General features: G+C 54.8%; 16 protein-coding genes. 11 read left to right on the top strand and 5 right to left on the bottom strand.

Going from position 1 to position 16114, the window contains the following annotated elements; translation table 11 throughout:
• Positions 1–66: 66 nt before the first annotated feature.
• The 4 genes from NSU18_RS21465 to NSU18_RS21480 are packed head-to-tail and all read left to right on the top strand — an operon-like array spanning position 67 to position 3899.
• Positions 67–1191, top strand: coding sequence for an ABC transporter ATP-binding protein (locus NSU18_RS21465; protein WP_341015978.1), 1125 nt, complete (start codon positions 67–69; stop codon positions 1189–1191).
• Positions 1181–1987: an ABC transporter permease gene (locus NSU18_RS21470; protein ID WP_341150014.1), complete on the top strand. Its 807-nt coding sequence runs from the start codon at positions 1181–1183 to the stop codon at positions 1985–1987. Before NSU18_RS21465 ends, NSU18_RS21470 begins: the two co-directional genes overlap by 11 nt.
• Entirely contained in the window at positions 1984–2829 is an 846-nt protein-coding gene (locus NSU18_RS21475) for an ABC transporter permease (RefSeq protein WP_341150015.1), read from the top strand. Before NSU18_RS21470 ends, NSU18_RS21475 begins: the two co-directional genes overlap by 4 nt.
• Entirely contained in the window at positions 2826–3899 is a 1074-nt protein-coding gene (locus NSU18_RS21480) for an ABC transporter substrate-binding protein (protein ID WP_341150016.1), read from the top strand. Before NSU18_RS21475 ends, NSU18_RS21480 begins: the two co-directional genes overlap by 4 nt.
• Before the next feature lie 477 nt (positions 3900–4376).
• On the opposite strand, the gene NSU18_RS21485 is transcribed toward NSU18_RS21480, so the two are convergent.
• From NSU18_RS21485 to NSU18_RS21505, 5 genes are all read right to left on the bottom strand, one after another.
• Complete coding sequence (locus tag NSU18_RS21485) at positions 4377–5051, bottom strand: hypothetical protein (protein ID WP_341015982.1); 675 nt, start codon at positions 5049–5051, stop codon at positions 4377–4379.
• Positions 5052–5161: 110 nt separating this feature from the next.
• Positions 5162–6535 carry a helix-turn-helix domain-containing protein gene (locus tag NSU18_RS21490; protein ID WP_341015984.1) on the bottom strand — a complete coding sequence of 458 codons (1374 nt, stop codon included), beginning with the start codon at positions 6533–6535 and terminating at the stop codon, positions 5162–5164.
• Positions 6536–6786: 251 nt separating this feature from the next.
• Positions 6787–7611 (bottom strand): class I SAM-dependent methyltransferase, encoded by an 825-nt coding sequence (locus NSU18_RS21495; protein ID WP_341150017.1) that lies wholly within the window; start codon positions 7609–7611, stop codon positions 6787–6789.
• Between the two features lie 93 nt (positions 7612–7704).
• Positions 7705–8556, bottom strand: a complete 852-nt coding sequence (locus NSU18_RS21500) for a 1,4-dihydroxy-6-naphthoate synthase (protein ID WP_341150018.1) — start codon at positions 8554–8556, stop codon at positions 7705–7707.
• Positions 8556–9263: a futalosine hydrolase gene (locus tag NSU18_RS21505; RefSeq protein ID WP_341015987.1), complete on the bottom strand. Its 708-nt coding sequence runs from the start codon at positions 9261–9263 to the stop codon at positions 8556–8558. Before NSU18_RS21505 ends, NSU18_RS21500 begins: the two co-directional genes overlap by 1 nt.
• A gap of 531 nt (positions 9264–9794) precedes the next feature.
• Between NSU18_RS21505 and NSU18_RS21510 the strand changes: the two genes are divergently transcribed.
• The 7 genes from NSU18_RS21510 (at position 9795) to NSU18_RS21540 (ending at position 15775) form a co-directional block, all read left to right on the top strand.
• Positions 9795–10268 (top strand): MarR family winged helix-turn-helix transcriptional regulator, encoded by a 474-nt coding sequence (locus NSU18_RS21510; RefSeq protein WP_341015988.1) that lies wholly within the window; start codon positions 9795–9797, stop codon positions 10266–10268.
• 146 nt (positions 10269–10414) lie between these two features.
• Positions 10415–10816 (top strand): DoxX family protein, encoded by a 402-nt coding sequence (locus NSU18_RS21515; protein ID WP_341015989.1) that lies wholly within the window; start codon positions 10415–10417, stop codon positions 10814–10816.
• A gap of 98 nt (positions 10817–10914) precedes the next feature.
• Entirely contained in the window at positions 10915–11865 is a 951-nt protein-coding gene (locus NSU18_RS21520) for a ring-cleaving dioxygenase (protein WP_341015990.1), read from the top strand.
• Positions 11862–12479: an alpha/beta hydrolase gene (locus NSU18_RS21525; RefSeq protein WP_341150019.1), complete on the top strand. Its 618-nt coding sequence runs from the start codon at positions 11862–11864 to the stop codon at positions 12477–12479. The genes NSU18_RS21520 and NSU18_RS21525 overlap by 4 nt, the downstream gene beginning before the upstream one ends.
• A gap of 758 nt (positions 12480–13237) precedes the next feature.
• A complete protein-coding gene (locus NSU18_RS21530; RefSeq protein WP_341151079.1) occupies positions 13238–14464 on the top strand; it encodes a multidrug effflux MFS transporter in 1227 nt (408 codons plus the stop codon).
• The gene (locus NSU18_RS21535) at positions 14461–15327 is read left to right on the top strand and encodes a DMT family transporter (protein ID WP_341150020.1); all 867 of its coding nucleotides are present in this window, start codon (positions 14461–14463) and stop codon (positions 15325–15327) included. Before NSU18_RS21530 ends, NSU18_RS21535 begins: the two co-directional genes overlap by 4 nt.
• 88 nt (positions 15328–15415) lie before the next feature.
• On the top strand, positions 15416–15775 hold the full coding sequence (locus NSU18_RS21540; protein ID WP_341150021.1) for a FlxA-like family protein: 360 nt from the start codon (positions 15416–15418) through the stop codon (positions 15773–15775).
• The last annotated feature ends 339 nt before the right edge of the window (positions 15776–16114 follow it).

The following is a 16114-nucleotide window of genomic DNA, read 5'->3' on the forward strand; positions in this document are numbered from 1 at the left end:
TGCCGCTGCCGGATTGTCTCCCGCAAGAAGCGGGTAAAATAGGTTGTACTACATAAGTAAGGGAGGTTGTTAGCTATAGCTACCCCGGAAGGCACTATTATTTCTTTTGACCAGGTGATTAAGCAATACGACGACGAAGAGGCTGTACTCAAAGGCGTGAGCTTCGAAATTGAACGCGGTAAATTCTACACGCTGCTGGGCCCTTCGGGCTGCGGAAAAACGACCATTCTGCGTCTAATCGCCGGCTTCGCGGAGCCGACTGAAGGTTCGATCTATCTGAACGGCAAAAAAATCAACCACATTCCCGCCAATGAGCGGCAGGTCAATACGGTATTTCAGGACTATGCGCTGTTTCCGCATCTGAACGTATTCGAGAATGTGGCGTTTGGACTGCGCATCAAGAAGCTGAAGAAGGATGTGATTCAGCAAAAGGTGCAGGAAGCGCTGCGCTTCGTCAACCTGGTCGGCTATGATCAGCGGGCCATTAATGAAATGTCCGGCGGGCAGAGACAGCGTGTCGCCATTGCGCGCGCCATTGTCAACGAGCCGCAGGTACTGCTGCTGGATGAGCCTCTGTCTGCGCTTGATCTGAAGCTGCGCACCGAGATGCAGTATATTCTGCGGGAGATGCAGCAGCGGCTGGGCATCACCTTCATCTTCGTCACCCATGACCAGGAAGAAGCGCTGGCGATGTCCGACTGGATCTTCGTCATGAACGGCGGCAAAATTGAGCAGAGCGGCACGCCTAATGATATCTACGATGAACCGATTAACCGGTTCGTGGCCGATTTCATCGGAGAGTCGAACATCGTGCCGGGTGTGATGATTGAGGACTATGTCGTGGAATTTAACGGCCACCGGTTCGAGTGTGTCGATGCCGGTCTGCGGCCAAATGAAGCGGTGGAGGTTGTGATCCGCCCTGAGGATCTGGAGATTGCCACCCTGGAAGCGGGCAAGCTGAAGGTGCGGGTGGATTCCCAGCTGTTCCGCGGGGTTCACTACGAGATCAGCTGCTATGACGGATCGGGCCATGAATGGCTCGTCCATTCCACCCGTAAGGCGGAGGTTGGGTCCGAAATCGGGCTGTATTTTGACCCGGAAGCAATCCATGTTATGCGTTTCGGTGAAACGGAGGAAGAGTTCGACAAGCGTCTGGAGGCTTACGCCGAGGTGGAGAGCCATGATGACTAAGGGCAAGTCGTATTATCTCATTCCGTACTATCTGTGGATCGCGCTGTTTGTCATTGCGCCGGTGCTGCTGGTGGTCTATTATTCCCTGTTCGATCTGGAGGGGAAGCTGACGCTGAATAACTACGTCAATTTCTTCACACCGGTCTATATGAGAATGATGCTGAATTCGTTCTGGTACGCTTTTCTGATCACGGTGTTCTCGCTCCTGGTGGCCTATCCGGCCGCTTATCTGCTGACGCGAACGAAGCATAAGCAGCTGTGGCTGCTGCTGATTATTCTGCCGACCTGGATCAACCTGCTGCTGAAGACATACGCCTTCATCGGGATCTTCGGCACCTTCGGCCCGGTCAATAACTTCTTTGATCTGGTGGGTCTGGGCGAGCAGCAAATTCTGTTCACGGGCTTCAGCTTTGTATTTGTGTCGGTCTACATTTTCATTCCATTCATGATTCTGCCGATCTTCAGTGCTCTGGATGAGATGAATCTGTCACTGGTGGATGCCGCGCGTGATCTGGGTGCATCGGGATGGACGACGTTCCGGCGGGTGGTTTTTCCGCTGACGATCTCAGGAGTGCGCTCCGGCTGCATGGCGGTGTTCATTCCGGCGCTGTCACTGTTCATGATTACGCGTTTGATTGCCGGGAACCGGGTGATTACGCTCGGCACCGCGATTGAGCAGCATTTCCTGGTCACACAGGACTGGGGGATGGGCTCGACCGTTGCGGTGTTCCTGATCGCGATTATGGCGCTGTTCATGATTCTGACCGGCGGCTCGCGGAAAGGGGTGCGCGGATGAAGAACAAACGCAGGGTTAAGAACCAGAACGGCATCGCCAATATCTATCTGGTGCTGGTCTTCCTGGTGCTGTACGCGCCGATCTTCTATCTGATGTACTACTCGTTCAACAGCGGCGGCACCATGCACAAGTTCGAAGGCTTCACGCTGGATTATTACCGTGAAGTGGTTGCAGATACCCGGCTGATGATTATTGTAATTAACACACTGGTCATTGCCCTCCTGTCGTCGACCATTGCAACCATCATAGCGGTGATCGGTGCGCTGGCGATTCATCATGTCCGCAGCCGCCGGGCCAAGAACACGCTGCTCTCGCTGAACAATGTGCTGATCGTCAGCCCGGATGTCATTATCGGAGCCTCCTTCCTGATCCTGTTCACGATTGTCGGGATCAAGCTGGGCTTCACCTCCGTGCTGCTCTCGCATGTGGCGTTCAGCATTCCGATTGCGGTCATTATGATCCTGCCGCATTTGCAGGACATGAGTCCGACCCTGACGGATGCCGCCCGCGATCTCGGCGCTACGCGCCGGGATGTGCTCACGAAGGTCATTCTGCCGATTATCAAGCCGGGAATCTTCAGCGGATTCTTCATGGCCCTGACCTATTCCCTGGATGATTTCGCGGTCACCTTCTTCGTCACGGGCAACGGCTATTCCACCCTGTCGGTGGAGATCTATTCCCGCGCCCGGCAAGGGGTCTCGCTGTCAATTAACGCGCTGTCGACGCTGATTTTCCTCTTCACCATTCTGCTGGTCATCGGTTATTACTACCTGAACCAGCGTAAGAGCCGTACGCCGGTCCAGATTGCCGAGCCGGTAGCTGAAGCGGGGGTGCCTAGATGAAGCAGTTAGTCAATACGTTCCTGGCGATTCTAATCGTCGCCTTTGGGCTGATGTTCCTGGCCTCCCGGCTGAACTCGGCCCAAGGCTATTCTGGTGGCAACACGCTGACGATCTATAACTGGGGCGACTATGTAGACCCCGACCTGCTGAAGCAGTTTCAGGAGGAGACCGGAATTACGGTCATCTACCAGACATTCGATTCCAATGAAGCGATGCTGACCAAGGTCGAGCAGGGCGGTACGATCTTCGATGTCGTGATCCCTTCCGACTATGCTATCTCCAAAATGCGGCAGGAGAATCTGCTGCTGCCGCTGGATCACAGCAAGCTGCCGAATCTCGCTAACATCGATTCCAAGTTCATGAATCTGTCCTTTGATCCCGGCAACAAGTATTCGGTTCCTTATTTCTGGGGCACGGTAGGGATCATCTTCAACCCGGAAATGACGAAGGGCATTGACTTCAGCAGTTGGGATTCCCTGTGGGATAAGCGGCTGAAGAATAATATCTTCCTCGTGGACGGAGCCCGTGAGGTCATGGGTATGGCGCTGAACAGCCTGCACTACTCCGTCAACGACACGAAGGAGGAGCATCTGCAGGAGGCGCTTGCCAAGCTGAACAAGCTGTCTCCGAATGTGAAGGCTATTGTGGGCGACGAGGTCAAAATGCTGCTCGCCAACGAAGAAGCGGCGGTCGGCATCGTCTGGTCCGGCGACGCTTCGGAGATCATGGATGACAACGACAAGCTGGACTTCGTCGTGCCGGAGGAAGGCTCGAACAAATGGTTCGACAATATGGTCATTCCGCGCACCGCAGGCAATGTCGAGGGCGCGCATAAGTTCATCAACTTCATGCTGCGGCCGGAAGTCGCCGCACAGAATGCGGAATACGTCGGCTATTCCACGCCGAACGTTCCCGGCCTGAAGCTGCTGCCGGAGGACATCTCCGGCGATGAGCGCTTCTATCCGCCCGCCGAGATCACCGACCGGCTGGAGGTCTACGACAACCTCGGCAAGCGGATGCTTGCCCATTATAATGAGCTGTTCCTGATGTTTAAGATGAATAAGAAGTAGCCGGCGTAAGCGCCGGAAGAGTACAGAAGCCCCCTGCATGCGCGTATTGCGTAGGCGGGGGGCTTTTGCTTGCCAGGGGGTAAGGTGGAAGTAGGTGGCGGGAGTTGCATAGGGGATAAGAGCGGGACTATAACGGCGTGGAGGAATGGGGACTAACTAGGATTGAAGGAGTGGGGTACTGGCGGCTGATGGTTTGGTAGAGGATAAGAACGGGTGTTGCCGATGTTTGTGGAGTAATCTATGTTGGTGGAATCGGGTGATAATGCTGCGGAAACGGGTAACAGATGGATTTTGTCCACCTACTGATGAGTATTAAGGGGTTGTGGGGGAGAGAGTTGGAAAAACAGCACTTATATTTCCCCGGATCGCCCCATAGCGGCAAAACCAGGAGCAGCAGTTGCTGTTTTTCCACTTGTTGTTGGGTATTGCTTGGGAATAGCGAAATTAAGATGCACTTTTCCAATTATTTGCCGAAGGCTAATTGAAATATTCCAGCACTCCGTGGTTCAGCTCATACCGGGCGATGCGTTGCTGCTGGTTGGTGGCAACCGGGAGAAGCCAGCCTTTGTCAGAGAGACTTCGTAACGTCCGGACGGCGGTTCTGTAATCGATGGAGAAATGCTGCTTCACATCCTGCGGGCGGATCGGCCGGGCCAGATGAAGGGTTAACCGGATCACTTCTTGCTCCAATAGCCGTATACGTGATACCGGGGCTTCGGCAGGCTGATATTTGCCCAGAACCATCCGCAGCAACGTCATGCAGAGCTCGGGCCGCTGTTCAACATCATCGTATGCGAAGGAAATCACATGATAACCCATGGCATAGAGGAAGGTTTCGCGGTTCAGTTCGCCGCAGTATTTGTTGCGGTCCATATCGCGGACATGCGAAGCATAGCCTTTGATTTCGATCAGCAGCTTCACGTACCCCGGTAACCAGGCGAAGTCGGCAAAATAAGATCTCCCCCGCCAATCCATGACCTCATACTCCGGGTGAAGTCCGGTAAAATGTCCCCGCAAAGGCCACCATACATTCTTCAGGAACAGTACCTCGGCATGCCGATGCCCCCTTTCCAAGCGTGCTCTTCGTTCCCCCTCAGGTCTGCTAGTCAAGTGTCCGCTGATAAACTGTTCATGTGCTTCTTCAAAAGTCATGCTCCTCATCCTCTCCGGAAAATAGAAAACGCCCCGGCTTCCCCACAAAGGGCAACCGGGACGTTCTTCGTCTCGCTGATGTTAAGTATAAAGTAAATGCTGGGAGGAAGCTAGAACGCTGTTGCTTTTAAATTTCGTGCTGTTCTAATTAAAAGTTTGTATTTCTCCATTTCTTCTTCTCCTGCTGTATACCTGTATTGTTCAAATAGATCCACACAAGTAATGGCTATACTCTCGTTGTTGATTTTAGCGGAGGATTCCAGGTTTCGCAGTACATTCGTAAACTTCTCATAATACTTATTGTGGAGGTAATAGGCTGCTAATTCAGCAAGAAAGCGGGTATGCTTGTCTGCCATAACTTGCTGGTTATATTCTCCAAATACCGATTTATAAGTTCGGTATGGGATGTGCTCAGAGAAGCGTTCCAGAATATCATCCACATTCCAATCATACCGGTTCGCTGACTTAACAATATGGTACATAGCTGTAAATATCTCGTCTGGCTGCTTAGAGATATACTCCACATAATCAGATAATACCTCTAGCTGTCCATCAAGCAGACGATATAGGAAGATATTTGCCTTCCCCCACTCCCTGAACTGTGCTAATGTCCGAGCTGCTTCATCATCCTTCTCTTGTATCCAGCTACCATCCATATAGTGAGGGACATGCTCAATCGCAGATTTGTAATCCCCATATTCCATATAAATGCTCGAGATTAAAAGCCGAGCATTTAGAATATATAAATACAGCGGACTTGAAGGCAATCTTTCATTGTCCGGTTTACGTTTTGACCGGAGCTGGAGATTGTAACGGAGGGTGGCCAATTGGAGCATTTTCTCAGCAAGCTCGTTGACCTTGGACCACTTTTGCAGAGAGTAGTAGACATCCAGCAGGTCTTTCAATCCGTCCAGCTGATCCGCCTCATTCAGCCGGTCGATGAAGCACTCGAACAGGATGGCTACCCGCAGATTACTGCTCTGGTCATCACCGAGGCCAATCCGGAACAAGCGGTATTGGCATACGGCCAGCCGTTCGGAATTCTGATATTTCTCACTGGTACTCACATTCTCATACAATAATGCTGCTGCGTGCCACAATCCCTGCTCGAACAGTCCTTCTGCAACCTCGAATAGCATAGGGGCATAGACCAGATTCTCCAGCAGGTTCAGAACGACCTGTTCAACACAATCGAGACGGCCGAGTGCCGCTGAACGCACAAGAAATGGCCGCAAACGCCGCCAGGTAGGAGCCGAATGGTGAAAGCATTCGTCCACATATAAGCTATAGAAGTAGTCCTCCGGCAGGCCCATGCCCCGGGTAATGCGCTCCAGATGATCCATGGCAATCGGCTGCCGGTCTTTAATGACACGGCTGAGCGTGCCGGAATTAATTCCTGAAGAGATGGCAAACTGATTAATGGACAGGCCCTGATTGGACAAATATTTGGTTACCTGATCGCGAATCGTGGTTGTGGACTTCATACAAACACCACCTGACCTAATCCCAGTAAATAGATTTTTAATTCATTGGTGTAATAATATGTGATAATATTCCAATGGTCAATAGAGCGGATTAGTAGATACGGTGAACAAAGGAAAGGGGAGATTGAAGCTATATCCCGGGTTAAGTCTGCTGTGACATTGAAACGCCCCGGTTCCTTTGTTAGGATAACCGGGGTGTTCTTGATGCAGCTTATCCTATTAAATAGGAGCTTGGGTGCAGCCAGGGATGGTTACTTCACAGCGGTCCGCATCCGGTAGCTAATCGGCACCTGTAAGGTCCGGCCCTGGAAGAATGCCTCTACCTCTGCCGAGAATTCGGCAATATCCTGCTCAAGTGAGGCCGGGCTGAGCTTCAGGAGGGACTGGACGCCGCCCTGGCTGAGGGCCAGTCCGACATAACGCTGTGCATCGCATGATTCTGTGTTATGAAAAACAATCTCGCGCGCGTACGTAAACCTTCCGCTGGCTTTGATCCGGCCCAGATGTTCTTCCTTATCCCATTTGCTGGCCTGATCTGCGTCCGGCTGAAGCTCTGTAAGCAAGGCATCCGAAGCGGCAATTATCCGGTTGTACCGGGCTTCAATGGAAGGCTGCAGTACCAGGGGCCAGTCGCAGTCATAAGCTGCGAAGACTCCGCCTGGCCGCAGACAACGGGCGATCTCCTTAAGGGTGCTGTCCGGGTCCATCCAGTGGAACGACTGCGAGCAGGTGATGATGTCCACACTCTCTGTATCAAAAGGAAGCTGGTTCGAGTAGCCCTGCACAAAAGACAGGTTATCCGCTCCGCTGCCGAGCAGACGGAGCTTCTCCTGTGCCTTGCCCAGCATATCGGGATTAGGCTCTACGCCGGTGACGGCATCGGCATCGTCTTTCCACAGGAAGGTGGACAGGCCGGTGCCGCAGCCAATATCAGCCACATGGGCAGGACGGCGGCCCAGGTAACTGGTGAGCAGTTCAATAGCCATCGGCGGGGCTTCCGGCCGGTAACGGTCGTAGTCATTTTGGTACCCTAGAAAACGGTCGATATTAGCCTTGCTGTTGCCTGAAGGAATCATAAGAACGGCCTCCTCGCTATAGGTAGCTAAGTGTAGGATAAGTTAGTCATGGCTGCTGTTCAAAAGGAACGGAGGGCCATGAAGCTCCCCCTGCTAACGCAAAAGCGCCGGATCAACCGCAGGCACAAGCCCTTCGGCAGCGGCCCGGGTTAAAAGTGCGGAGATGGCTGCATAGCCATCCTTACCCAGATTCATCGTGAATTTGTTGACATAGAGATCAATGTGCGACTTGGCCACTTCCGGCGATAGCTCCTGGGCGTGGCTTAGCACGTATTCCTGGCAGTCCAGAGGATGGTCCCAGGCATACTGAAGTGAGCTGCGAATCCAGCCGGTAATGGCGTCATGGTCCAGATCGCGGCGCGCAATAATCGCACCGAGCGGAATGGGCAAGCCGGTATCGCTCTCCCACCAGCTGCCGAGGTCAGTCAGCAGATTGAGATTGTAGGACGGGTAAGTGAAGCGGGCTTCGTGAATGACGAGTCCGGCATCAATCTCTCCCTTCTGTACGGCAGGCATGATCTCATCAAAAGGCATAACGATGATCTCGGCCGGACCGTCCTGTACCTGCTGCGCTACCCATAGCCGGAACAGCAGGTATGCCGTAGAGCGTTCGCTCGGTACAGCAATTCTGCGGCCGGACAGCTCGCGCGGATGCTTGATAGCACCTGCGCCTTTGCGGGTCAGCACCAGCGGGCCGCAGCCCCGTCCCAGTGCACCGCCGCAAGGGAGCAGCTTGTACTTGTCCAGCACCCAGGGGAGTGCGGCGTAGGAGATTTTGAGTACCTCAGGTCCGGCGCCGTCTGCGGCAAGCCCGTTCGTAATATCGATATCGGCAAAAGTCACATTGAGCCGGGGAGCGTCAGGCACAAGGCCATGCGCCCAGGCATGAAAGACAAAGGTATCGTTCGGACAAGGGGAATAAGCAATATGAAGCTCTTGTGTCATTAGAGCACCTCCCGTAAAATAGCCGCCGCCGCTGCCAGAGCGTCCAGCGCTTCATTGATCTTCCACGCAGCCCGGTCGCGCGGGCCGACCGGGTTCGAGATCGCGCGCACCTCCAGCGCCGCGATCCCCAGCGCCTGGGCGGCCACGGCGACCCCGTGGCCTTCCATCGCCTCCGCCGCCGCCTCCGGATGGCGCGCGGCCAGAGCCGCGGCCGTCCCGGCGGTGCCGGTCGCGGTGGACACGGTAAGCACGGTGCCCGTGCTTACCGTAAGGCCGGCCGCTGCCAGCGCGGCCGCAAGGGCCTGCACCGCAGCGCCCGGTGCAGGCACGGACACGCTGCCGAAGCCCAGCTCGGCAGCGCTGCGGAAGCCCTCCGGCGTCTCTGCGCCGAGGGCCGCGTCCCGCATCTCGCTGGCTACGACCAGCGAGCCTACGGGCGCGCGTCCCGCGAAGCCGCCGCCGATCCCGGCGCTGACGGCGCAGCCGTACGAGCCGGCTGCCAGGGCGGCGGCGGTGCCCGCCGCTGCCGCAGCGGTGCCGGCACCCGCTGCGATAACGTCGAAGCGGCGGCTTCCGGCCAGGCCGCGCAGGACCGCATCGCGCTCAGCCGCGACGGCGGTCACGATCAGCACGCGCGGCGCGGCGGCTTCCTCCGCCGCAGCACTGCGCGCGGCGGTCCCGGATTGATGATGATCCTTCGATTCCATAATCAGCCTCCTTCTATAGATATTATTTATATTCCTCAGTTCATACTCACCTTTTGAAAGTCTACGCCGTTTTGAAGGGCAGGTCAAATATGCGGGGGCGGGAGATAGATGGATTTTGTCCACTTGCTGATGAGTGAATAAACCCTGCTAAAACAGCAGATGGATAAAAGGCACTTCATTAAGGGTGATTCATCCAAAGCGGCGGTATTCAGCTCTATTAGATGTAGATTTTCCACTTGCTTCCTTACAATTTAAGGAAACAGAAAAATTAAGATACGGCTTTCCACTTGTTTGTTGCGGGAGTTAGAGGAGGTGATTGTTGCGCAGGTTGTGGGGAGTATTTGCGGCAGCGCGAAGGTAGAGTATTTGCGGAAGCATGAAGGTAGAGTATTTGTTGCAAAGGCCAGGGCGGGTGGAATGATAATTAATTCACCTAATACACTTGACAGACTGCTCCCGATACCGTATATTTATCTTAACTTAAAGATAATTAACTTAAAGACAAACACAGCCGGACAGGAGGTGCACCTAATGAGCAGCAAGAATAAGACAGCAGGAACAGAAGCAGATACTGCTCAGGAACAAGAGCAGGCAGCATCGCTGAAGCTGTTCGTCGTTCTGTCGAAGGCATATAAGAGCCTGATGGATCAGGCGGTGAAGGATATGAAGAGTCACGGGCTGGCCTCGGCGGAGTTCATGGTGCTGGAGGTGCTGTATCATAGAAACCGGATTCCGCTTCAGCAGATTGGCGAGAAGATTCTGGTCACCAGCGGCAGCATCACCTACAATATCGACAAGCTGGAGAAGCGGGGACTGCTGAAGCGCGTTCCTTGCGAGGATGACCGCCGGGTTACGTATGCCGAGATTACAGAGTCGGGGCGTGAGCTGTTCGATCATATTTTTCCGCAGCATGTCGATTCTATTCATAGCCTGATGGGCGGATTGGACAGCGAAGAGAAGGCTCAGGCTACACGGCTGCTGAAGAAGCTGGGCAAGGGCGTATAGAGGTGAGTACGTCGCAGCTCAGCGGCGGTAAGGTTGTCTGCGTGCTAGTACACTGTACTACTGGAGAGAATAGTCGAGCAGCAATTTTTTTAGCCAATATCTTAACGTTAAGATAATTAAAAACAAGAGAATGGAGAGTGTTTAAAATGGTTAGTGTAGGTTTATTGTTGATGAGATTGGTGATTGGTGTAGCGTTCATCGGGCATGGTGCACAGAAGCTGTTCGGCTGGTTCGGCGGATATGGGCCTAAGGGAACAGGCGGCTGGATGGAGTCGATTGGTATTAAGCCGGGCGTGCGTATGGCGGTGCTGGCAGGTCTGATGGAGCTGGTCGGTGGCCTGCTGTTCACTCTTGGGCTGCTGACTCCGGTGGCTGCGGTACTGATTGCGGCAACGATGCTCGGTGCCATTGTGAAGGTTCATGCTCCTAACGGATTCTGGTCCACGGCGAACGGGATTGAGTTTCCATTGACGGTGCTGGTGGTCGCTGTAGGTATAGCGCTGACAGGCGCGGGTTCGATTTCACTGGACGCCCTGTTCTTCAACTAATACGTACGTCAAGACGGCGCCATTCTGAAAAGTATACAACCTTAGCACTTTCTTTCTATAAAAATTAGCTTTACACCATATACCAGGAGGGTTCACTTATGACTATGCATACTGCTGGGATTCACCATGTTACCGCTTTTGTAGGAGACGCACAGCGTAATGCTGATTTCTATGCCGGAATTCTGGGCCTGCGGCTCGTCAAAAAAACAATCAATTTCGACGCCCCTGAGGTCTATCACCTCTACTTCGGCAATGAGCAGGGTGCACCGGGTACAATCATCACCTTCTTCCCATGGGCTCATGGCCGTAAAGGCAGAATCGGCGGCGGTCAGGTCGGTGTGACCACTTATGCTGTACCGGCCGGCTCTTTCGGATTCTGGGAGCAGCGGCTGGCCGCTTACCAGATCCCTGTGACTAAGGTTACCCGGATTGGCGAGTCGTATCTCTCCTTCGCGGATTTTGACGGACTGCGGATTGAGCTGGTGGAGCGGGAAGAGGGTGCGCTGAGCACCTGGTCGTTCGGCGGCGTTCCGGTAGAACATGCGGTAAAAGGCTTCGGAGGAGCTGTTCTCTACAGCAAAGCTCCGGACCGGACCGCTGATACACTCTCCCGCACACTGGGAATGGAGCGTATCGCTGAAGGGGACGGCTATATCCGGTACAGAGCGGCTGGAGACATCGGCAATATTATTGATCTGAAGGCGACTCCGGTTCCTCAGGGGGGCGGCGGTACAGGTACGGTTCACCATATTGCGTGGCGGGCGGCAGATGACAGTGAGCAGCTGGAGTGGGGCCGCCGGGTTCAGAGCCACGGCTACCAGCCGACCCCGGTGCAGGACCGCCAGTACTTCAATGCCATCTACTTCCGGGAAGAAGGCGGAATTCTGTTCGAGATTGCAACCGATCCTCCGGGCTTCGCCCGTGATGAAGCACCTGAGGCGCTGGGGCAGAAGCTGATGCTTCCGGCGTGGTTTGAGCCGCAGCGTGCGGCAATTGAAGACAATTTAAGCCCGTTTGAAATCCGTGAACTGGAGGTGAAGAAGGTATGATTCATGTATTTGAGCAAGGCTCGGATGTAACACAGCCAACGCTGGTTCTATTCCATGGCACAGGCGGCAATGAGCGTGATCTGCTGCCGCTGGCCGGGCTGCTGGCTCCTGGAGCATCTGTGCTGGGTATCCGCGGCAACGTGCTGGAGAATGGCATGCCCCGCTTTTTCCGGAGGCTGGCGGAGGGGATTTTCGATGAGGAGGATCTGATCTTCCGCACCCGTGAGGTGAAGCAGTTCCTGGAGGAAGCGGCTGCAAAATATGGCTTCGATGCCGGTAATCTGGTCGCTGTCGGCTACTCCAACGGTGCGAACATCGCGGGCAGCCTACTCTTCCATTACGGGCCCCTCTTCCGGGCAGCAGTGCTGCTGCACCCCATGGTTCCGCTGCGCGGCCTGGCGATTCCTTCGCTGCAGGGTGTTCCGGTCTTTATCGGGGCCGGGACCAATGATCCGATTATCCGCTCCGAGGAGACCCGGGAGCTGGAGGCTCTGCTCAGCGGAGCCGGAGCAGAGGTTACCTCGCACTGGGGTAATCAGGGGCACCGCCTGAGCGCAGCCGAGGCGGAGGCGGCAAGAGATTGGCTGGCCGCTCTGAAGGGTTCAGTGAAGTAACAACAGTACCACCCGGAATAACCGCCTGCGGGCCTGCCGATCACCAAGAGGATTGGCGGCTACGGCAGGCGGTTTTTTTTGTTGAAATATATGCCGGAATTGATGTTTCACACGATAACTTATCCCTCTATTTCCCGCTGAAACGGTACCGCCCTTTAAAAGGGCGGCGAAGCCGCTTCTACTTGTAGTGGAGCTTGGGCGGGCGTGCACGGGAGGGGTGTATGCGAAAAACCGGACACATTGGCAGTCACGGGGGCAAGCGGATACGGGGCTCAGATTCAGTGCTGGTTGGGTTGCGACTGTTGCATTTCGCGCAGGATATGCGCACAGTACACTTCAACCGAGCAGCAATGTTGCACTTTTTGCAGCAATTTTCTAAATTTGTTACTGGCTATGGCACATTGTTGCATCTTTTGCAGGAATTCCGGCGCTTCGTGGCTAGTTAGGCTGCGAATGTTGCATATCATGCAGGATTTCCGTGCAGCCGGCTCCTCACTAGCAACAATGTTGCATTTTCTGCAGGATTTCCTTACAGACCGCACTATTCATCGCGACTATTGCACTATAATCCCTGCACATCACTGCCCCAGATATCACCGGACATCCGCTGCCGCAGCTATACCCCGCTAAACCAGAAAGTCATTGAACTTTCTGCTTGCAATCGGGTAGTATGGAGAAATATAAAAACGGACCTGAACAAAAACGGATTTACCGTCTTACTAAAGGTTACGGGCAAGAAAGGATGTATTCTGTTTATGATGAAGCAAAATTCGGTGACAAGCCTGGCCGGGAGCGGGCCGTCCAGAAGCCAGCGGCTGCAGCTTGCCGTGATTCTGGGAGCCATCGCGACCATTGGTCCGCTGTCGATTGATATGTATCTGCCGGCACTGCCGGCTCTTGGCCTCTATTTCGATACCAGCCCCGCCATGATTCAGCTTACCCTGACCTTCTTTCTGCTGGGGCTGGCTTCGGGCCAGCTTGTAGCCGGCCCGCTCAGTGATGTGCATGGGCGCCGGATTCCGCTGTTGTTCGGGATGATTATCTATGCGGTGTCTTCACTCCTCTGCGCGTTCAGCCCGTCCATCGGGCTGCTGATTGTGCTGCGCTTCATTCAAGGCCTGGCCGGATCGGTAGGGGTGGTGATCTCCCGCGCGGCGGTCCGCGATATGTACAGCGGCTCTGAATTAACCAAGTTCTTCTCGCTGCTGATGATTGTCAACGGACTGGGACCGATTGCAGCTCCGGTCATCGGGGGACAGCTGCTGAGAGTGACAGACTGGAAGGGTGTATTTATCGTCTTGTTCGTATGCGGGCTGCTCTTCGCGGCGGTCATTCTTCTGCGGCTGCCGGAGACTCTGCCTAAGGAACGGCGTATTCGCAGCGGACTGGCAGGAACCCTGCGTACCTTCCGCACACTGCTTGGCAATGCCGGCTTCATGGGCTACGCGCTCTCCCAGGGCTTTGTTATGGCAGGCATGTTCGCGTATATCTCGGGATCATCCTTTGTGCTGCAGACCATTTACGGGGTATCCCCGCAAATGTACAGCCTGATCTTCGCCGTGAACGGCCTCGGTATTATTCTGACCGGGCAGATTGCCGGGCGGATGTCGGCCAGAGTGGGTGAGCGTAAGCTGCTGATCTGCGGCCTTCTTCTCTGCACCGCAGGCGGCATCCTGCTGCTGGTCACTCTCCTCGCGGGGGGAGGGCTGGCGCTGATTCTGCCCTGTCTGTTCGCCGTGGTCTCCAGTGTAGGCCTGGTGGGTACGACCAGCTTCTCGCTGGCGATGCAGGATCAGGGGGAGACGGCAGGCAGTGCCTCTGCGCTCCTCGGTCTGCTTCCCCTGCTGCTGGGGAGCTGCGCGGCTCCGCTGGTCGGACTTGGAGGCAGCGGCTCGGCCCTGCCGATGGCGCTGGTCATCGCGGGAGCGGGTCTCCTGTCGCTTCTGTCCTATCTGCTGCTGTGCAGAAGAGAGGCCAAGCCTTGAGCCGCAAGGACTTCGCTACCCTGCTGCTGCTTGCTTTTGCCTGGGGAGCCTCCTTCCTGTTCATGCGGATTGCCTCGCCGGAGCTTGGTCCGGTATTCACGACAGAGCTGCGCGTTACGATTGCCGGAGCGGCTCTGCTGCTCTATGCGCTGCTGACCCGGCGCAGACTCGACCTCCTCAAGCACTGGAAGTCCTTTCTGCTGCTCGGTGCGGTTAACGCGGCGCTTCCGTTCACGCTGATCTGTATGGCAGAGCTGCATTTAAGCGCCTCGCTGGCGGCGATTCTGAATGCAACAACCCCAATGTTTGCGGCACTGGCGGCGTGGGGGACCCGGAAGGAGAAGCCGGGAGCGGCCAAATCCGCCGGGCTGATAATAGGTCTTGTAGGTGTGGGTGTGCTGGTCGGCTGGAGCCCGCTTCCGCTGACCGGTACGGTTCTTTTATCGGTAGGTTATTCGCTTGGAGCTGCGCTCTGCTATGCGTTCGGAGGATTATATGCGTCACGCGTAGGCTCCGGTCTCTCTCCGCTGGCGCTTGCTGCGGGACAGCAGCTGGGTGCAAGTGTGGTGCTGCTGCCGCTGGCGGTGCTTTTTGCCCCGGATCATCTGCCTTCTTCCGCCGCTGTGTATTCTGTCCTCGGCCTGTCGCTGATCTGCACCTCGGTGGCGTATCTGCTCTACTTTCGGCTGATTGCCAGTGTCGGACCGGTCAAGACCGTCAGCGTTACCTTCCTCGTGCCTGTATTTGGCCTGCTATGGGGCGTAATCTTCCTGCGGGAGCAGGTCTATGTCAACACCATTGCCGGGCTGGTCATTATCCTGCTGAGCGTTATGCTGGTGAACCGGAGAACGCGGAAGGATTAAGAGCGGATTTTCAGCAAACTTTCAGCGCATTTTAACGTTCAGTTGAGAGAAAAGGGATATATTGAAGAGGTGAAAGGAGGGACCGCCCATGAATGTCTCATCCGTAGCCGCTTCAGCATCCGTATCTTATACCTCCTCCAGCGCCAGCGATACCGCTGCACTTGAGAAGCAGAAGGCGAAGCTGGAAGCTGAGCTTGAGAAAGTAAGCGCAAGCCAGGACAAGGAGCAAGCCAAAGAAACGCAAACCAAGCAGCTGGAACAGCAGATCAAGCAAATCGAAGCGCAAATTGCCCAGAAGTCACAGGCTGCGGGCAGCTCCGCTTCTGCCAACAGCGCTGCTGCGTCTCTGGACAAGCCTGCCGGGAACAATAAGCTGGCAGCAGCATCCGTTCAGGAGATTGCTAATGCAACCACCGACAGCGCAGGGAGATTCGATATTAGAGTATAGCCTCAACTAGAACAGTATGTCTCTGGAGAGAGCCGCCATTGCCGTGGTGGCAGGCCCTCTGTCAGGAGATGACAACCCTCGGCACAATGATAAAAGCACCCGGACTAATCGCAGTCCGGGTGCTTTTATCTTGTATAGGAAATTATGATTTTCTTCTTTTGTATTAACATTTTTAGAGAAATCCTGTAAGTAGTGCAACAATACAGCCCAACAGGAGCGGTATATGTCGAAATCCTGCACGAAGTGCAACAACGTCAGCCGCTAACTTGCTTTCTGCACCGGAATTTGTGCAAATAATGCAACATTGTACCCGCATACAGTAACCTTAATAGAGAAATC

It is taken from the genome of Paenibacillus sp. FSL H8-0048 (genome assembly GCF_038002825.1).
In the GTDB taxonomy this organism is placed as follows: domain Bacteria; phylum Bacillota; class Bacilli; order Paenibacillales; family Paenibacillaceae; genus Paenibacillus_AQ.

Coding starts and splice junctions, on each gene's coding strand:
- NSU18_RS21495 (WP_341150017.1), bottom strand. CDS start 7,611: ATGATTCCTTCAGGCAACAGCAAGGCTAATATCGACCGTTTTCTAGGG.
- NSU18_RS21540 (WP_341150021.1), top strand. CDS start 15,416: ATGAATGTCTCATCCGTAGCCGCTTCAGCATCCGTATCTTATACCTCC.
- NSU18_RS21525 (WP_341150019.1), top strand. CDS start 11,862: ATGATTCATGTATTTGAGCAAGGCTCGGATGTAACACAGCCAACGCTG.
- NSU18_RS21485 (WP_341015982.1), bottom strand. CDS start 5,051: ATGACTTTTGAAGAAGCACATGAACAGTTTATCAGCGGACACTTGACT.
- NSU18_RS21500 (WP_341150018.1), bottom strand. CDS start 8,556: ATGACACAAGAGCTTCATATTGCTTATTCCCCTTGTCCGAACGATACC.
- NSU18_RS21520 (WP_341015990.1), top strand. CDS start 10,915: ATGACTATGCATACTGCTGGGATTCACCATGTTACCGCTTTTGTAGGA.
- NSU18_RS21505 (WP_341015987.1), bottom strand. CDS start 9,263: ATGGAATCGAAGGATCATCATCAATCCGGGACCGCCGCGCGCAGTGCT.
- NSU18_RS21470 (WP_341150014.1), top strand. CDS start 1,181: ATGATGACTAAGGGCAAGTCGTATTATCTCATTCCGTACTATCTGTGG.
- NSU18_RS21510 (WP_341015988.1), top strand. CDS start 9,795: ATGAGCAGCAAGAATAAGACAGCAGGAACAGAAGCAGATACTGCTCAG.
- NSU18_RS21490 (WP_341015984.1), bottom strand. CDS start 6,535: ATGAAGTCCACAACCACGATTCGCGATCAGGTAACCAAATATTTGTCC.
- NSU18_RS21480 (WP_341150016.1), top strand. CDS start 2,826: ATGAAGCAGTTAGTCAATACGTTCCTGGCGATTCTAATCGTCGCCTTT.
- NSU18_RS21515 (WP_341015989.1), top strand. CDS start 10,415: ATGGTTAGTGTAGGTTTATTGTTGATGAGATTGGTGATTGGTGTAGCG.
- NSU18_RS21475 (WP_341150015.1), top strand. CDS start 1,984: ATGAAGAACAAACGCAGGGTTAAGAACCAGAACGGCATCGCCAATATC.
- NSU18_RS21530 (WP_341151079.1), top strand. CDS start 13,238: ATGAAGCAAAATTCGGTGACAAGCCTGGCCGGGAGCGGGCCGTCCAGA.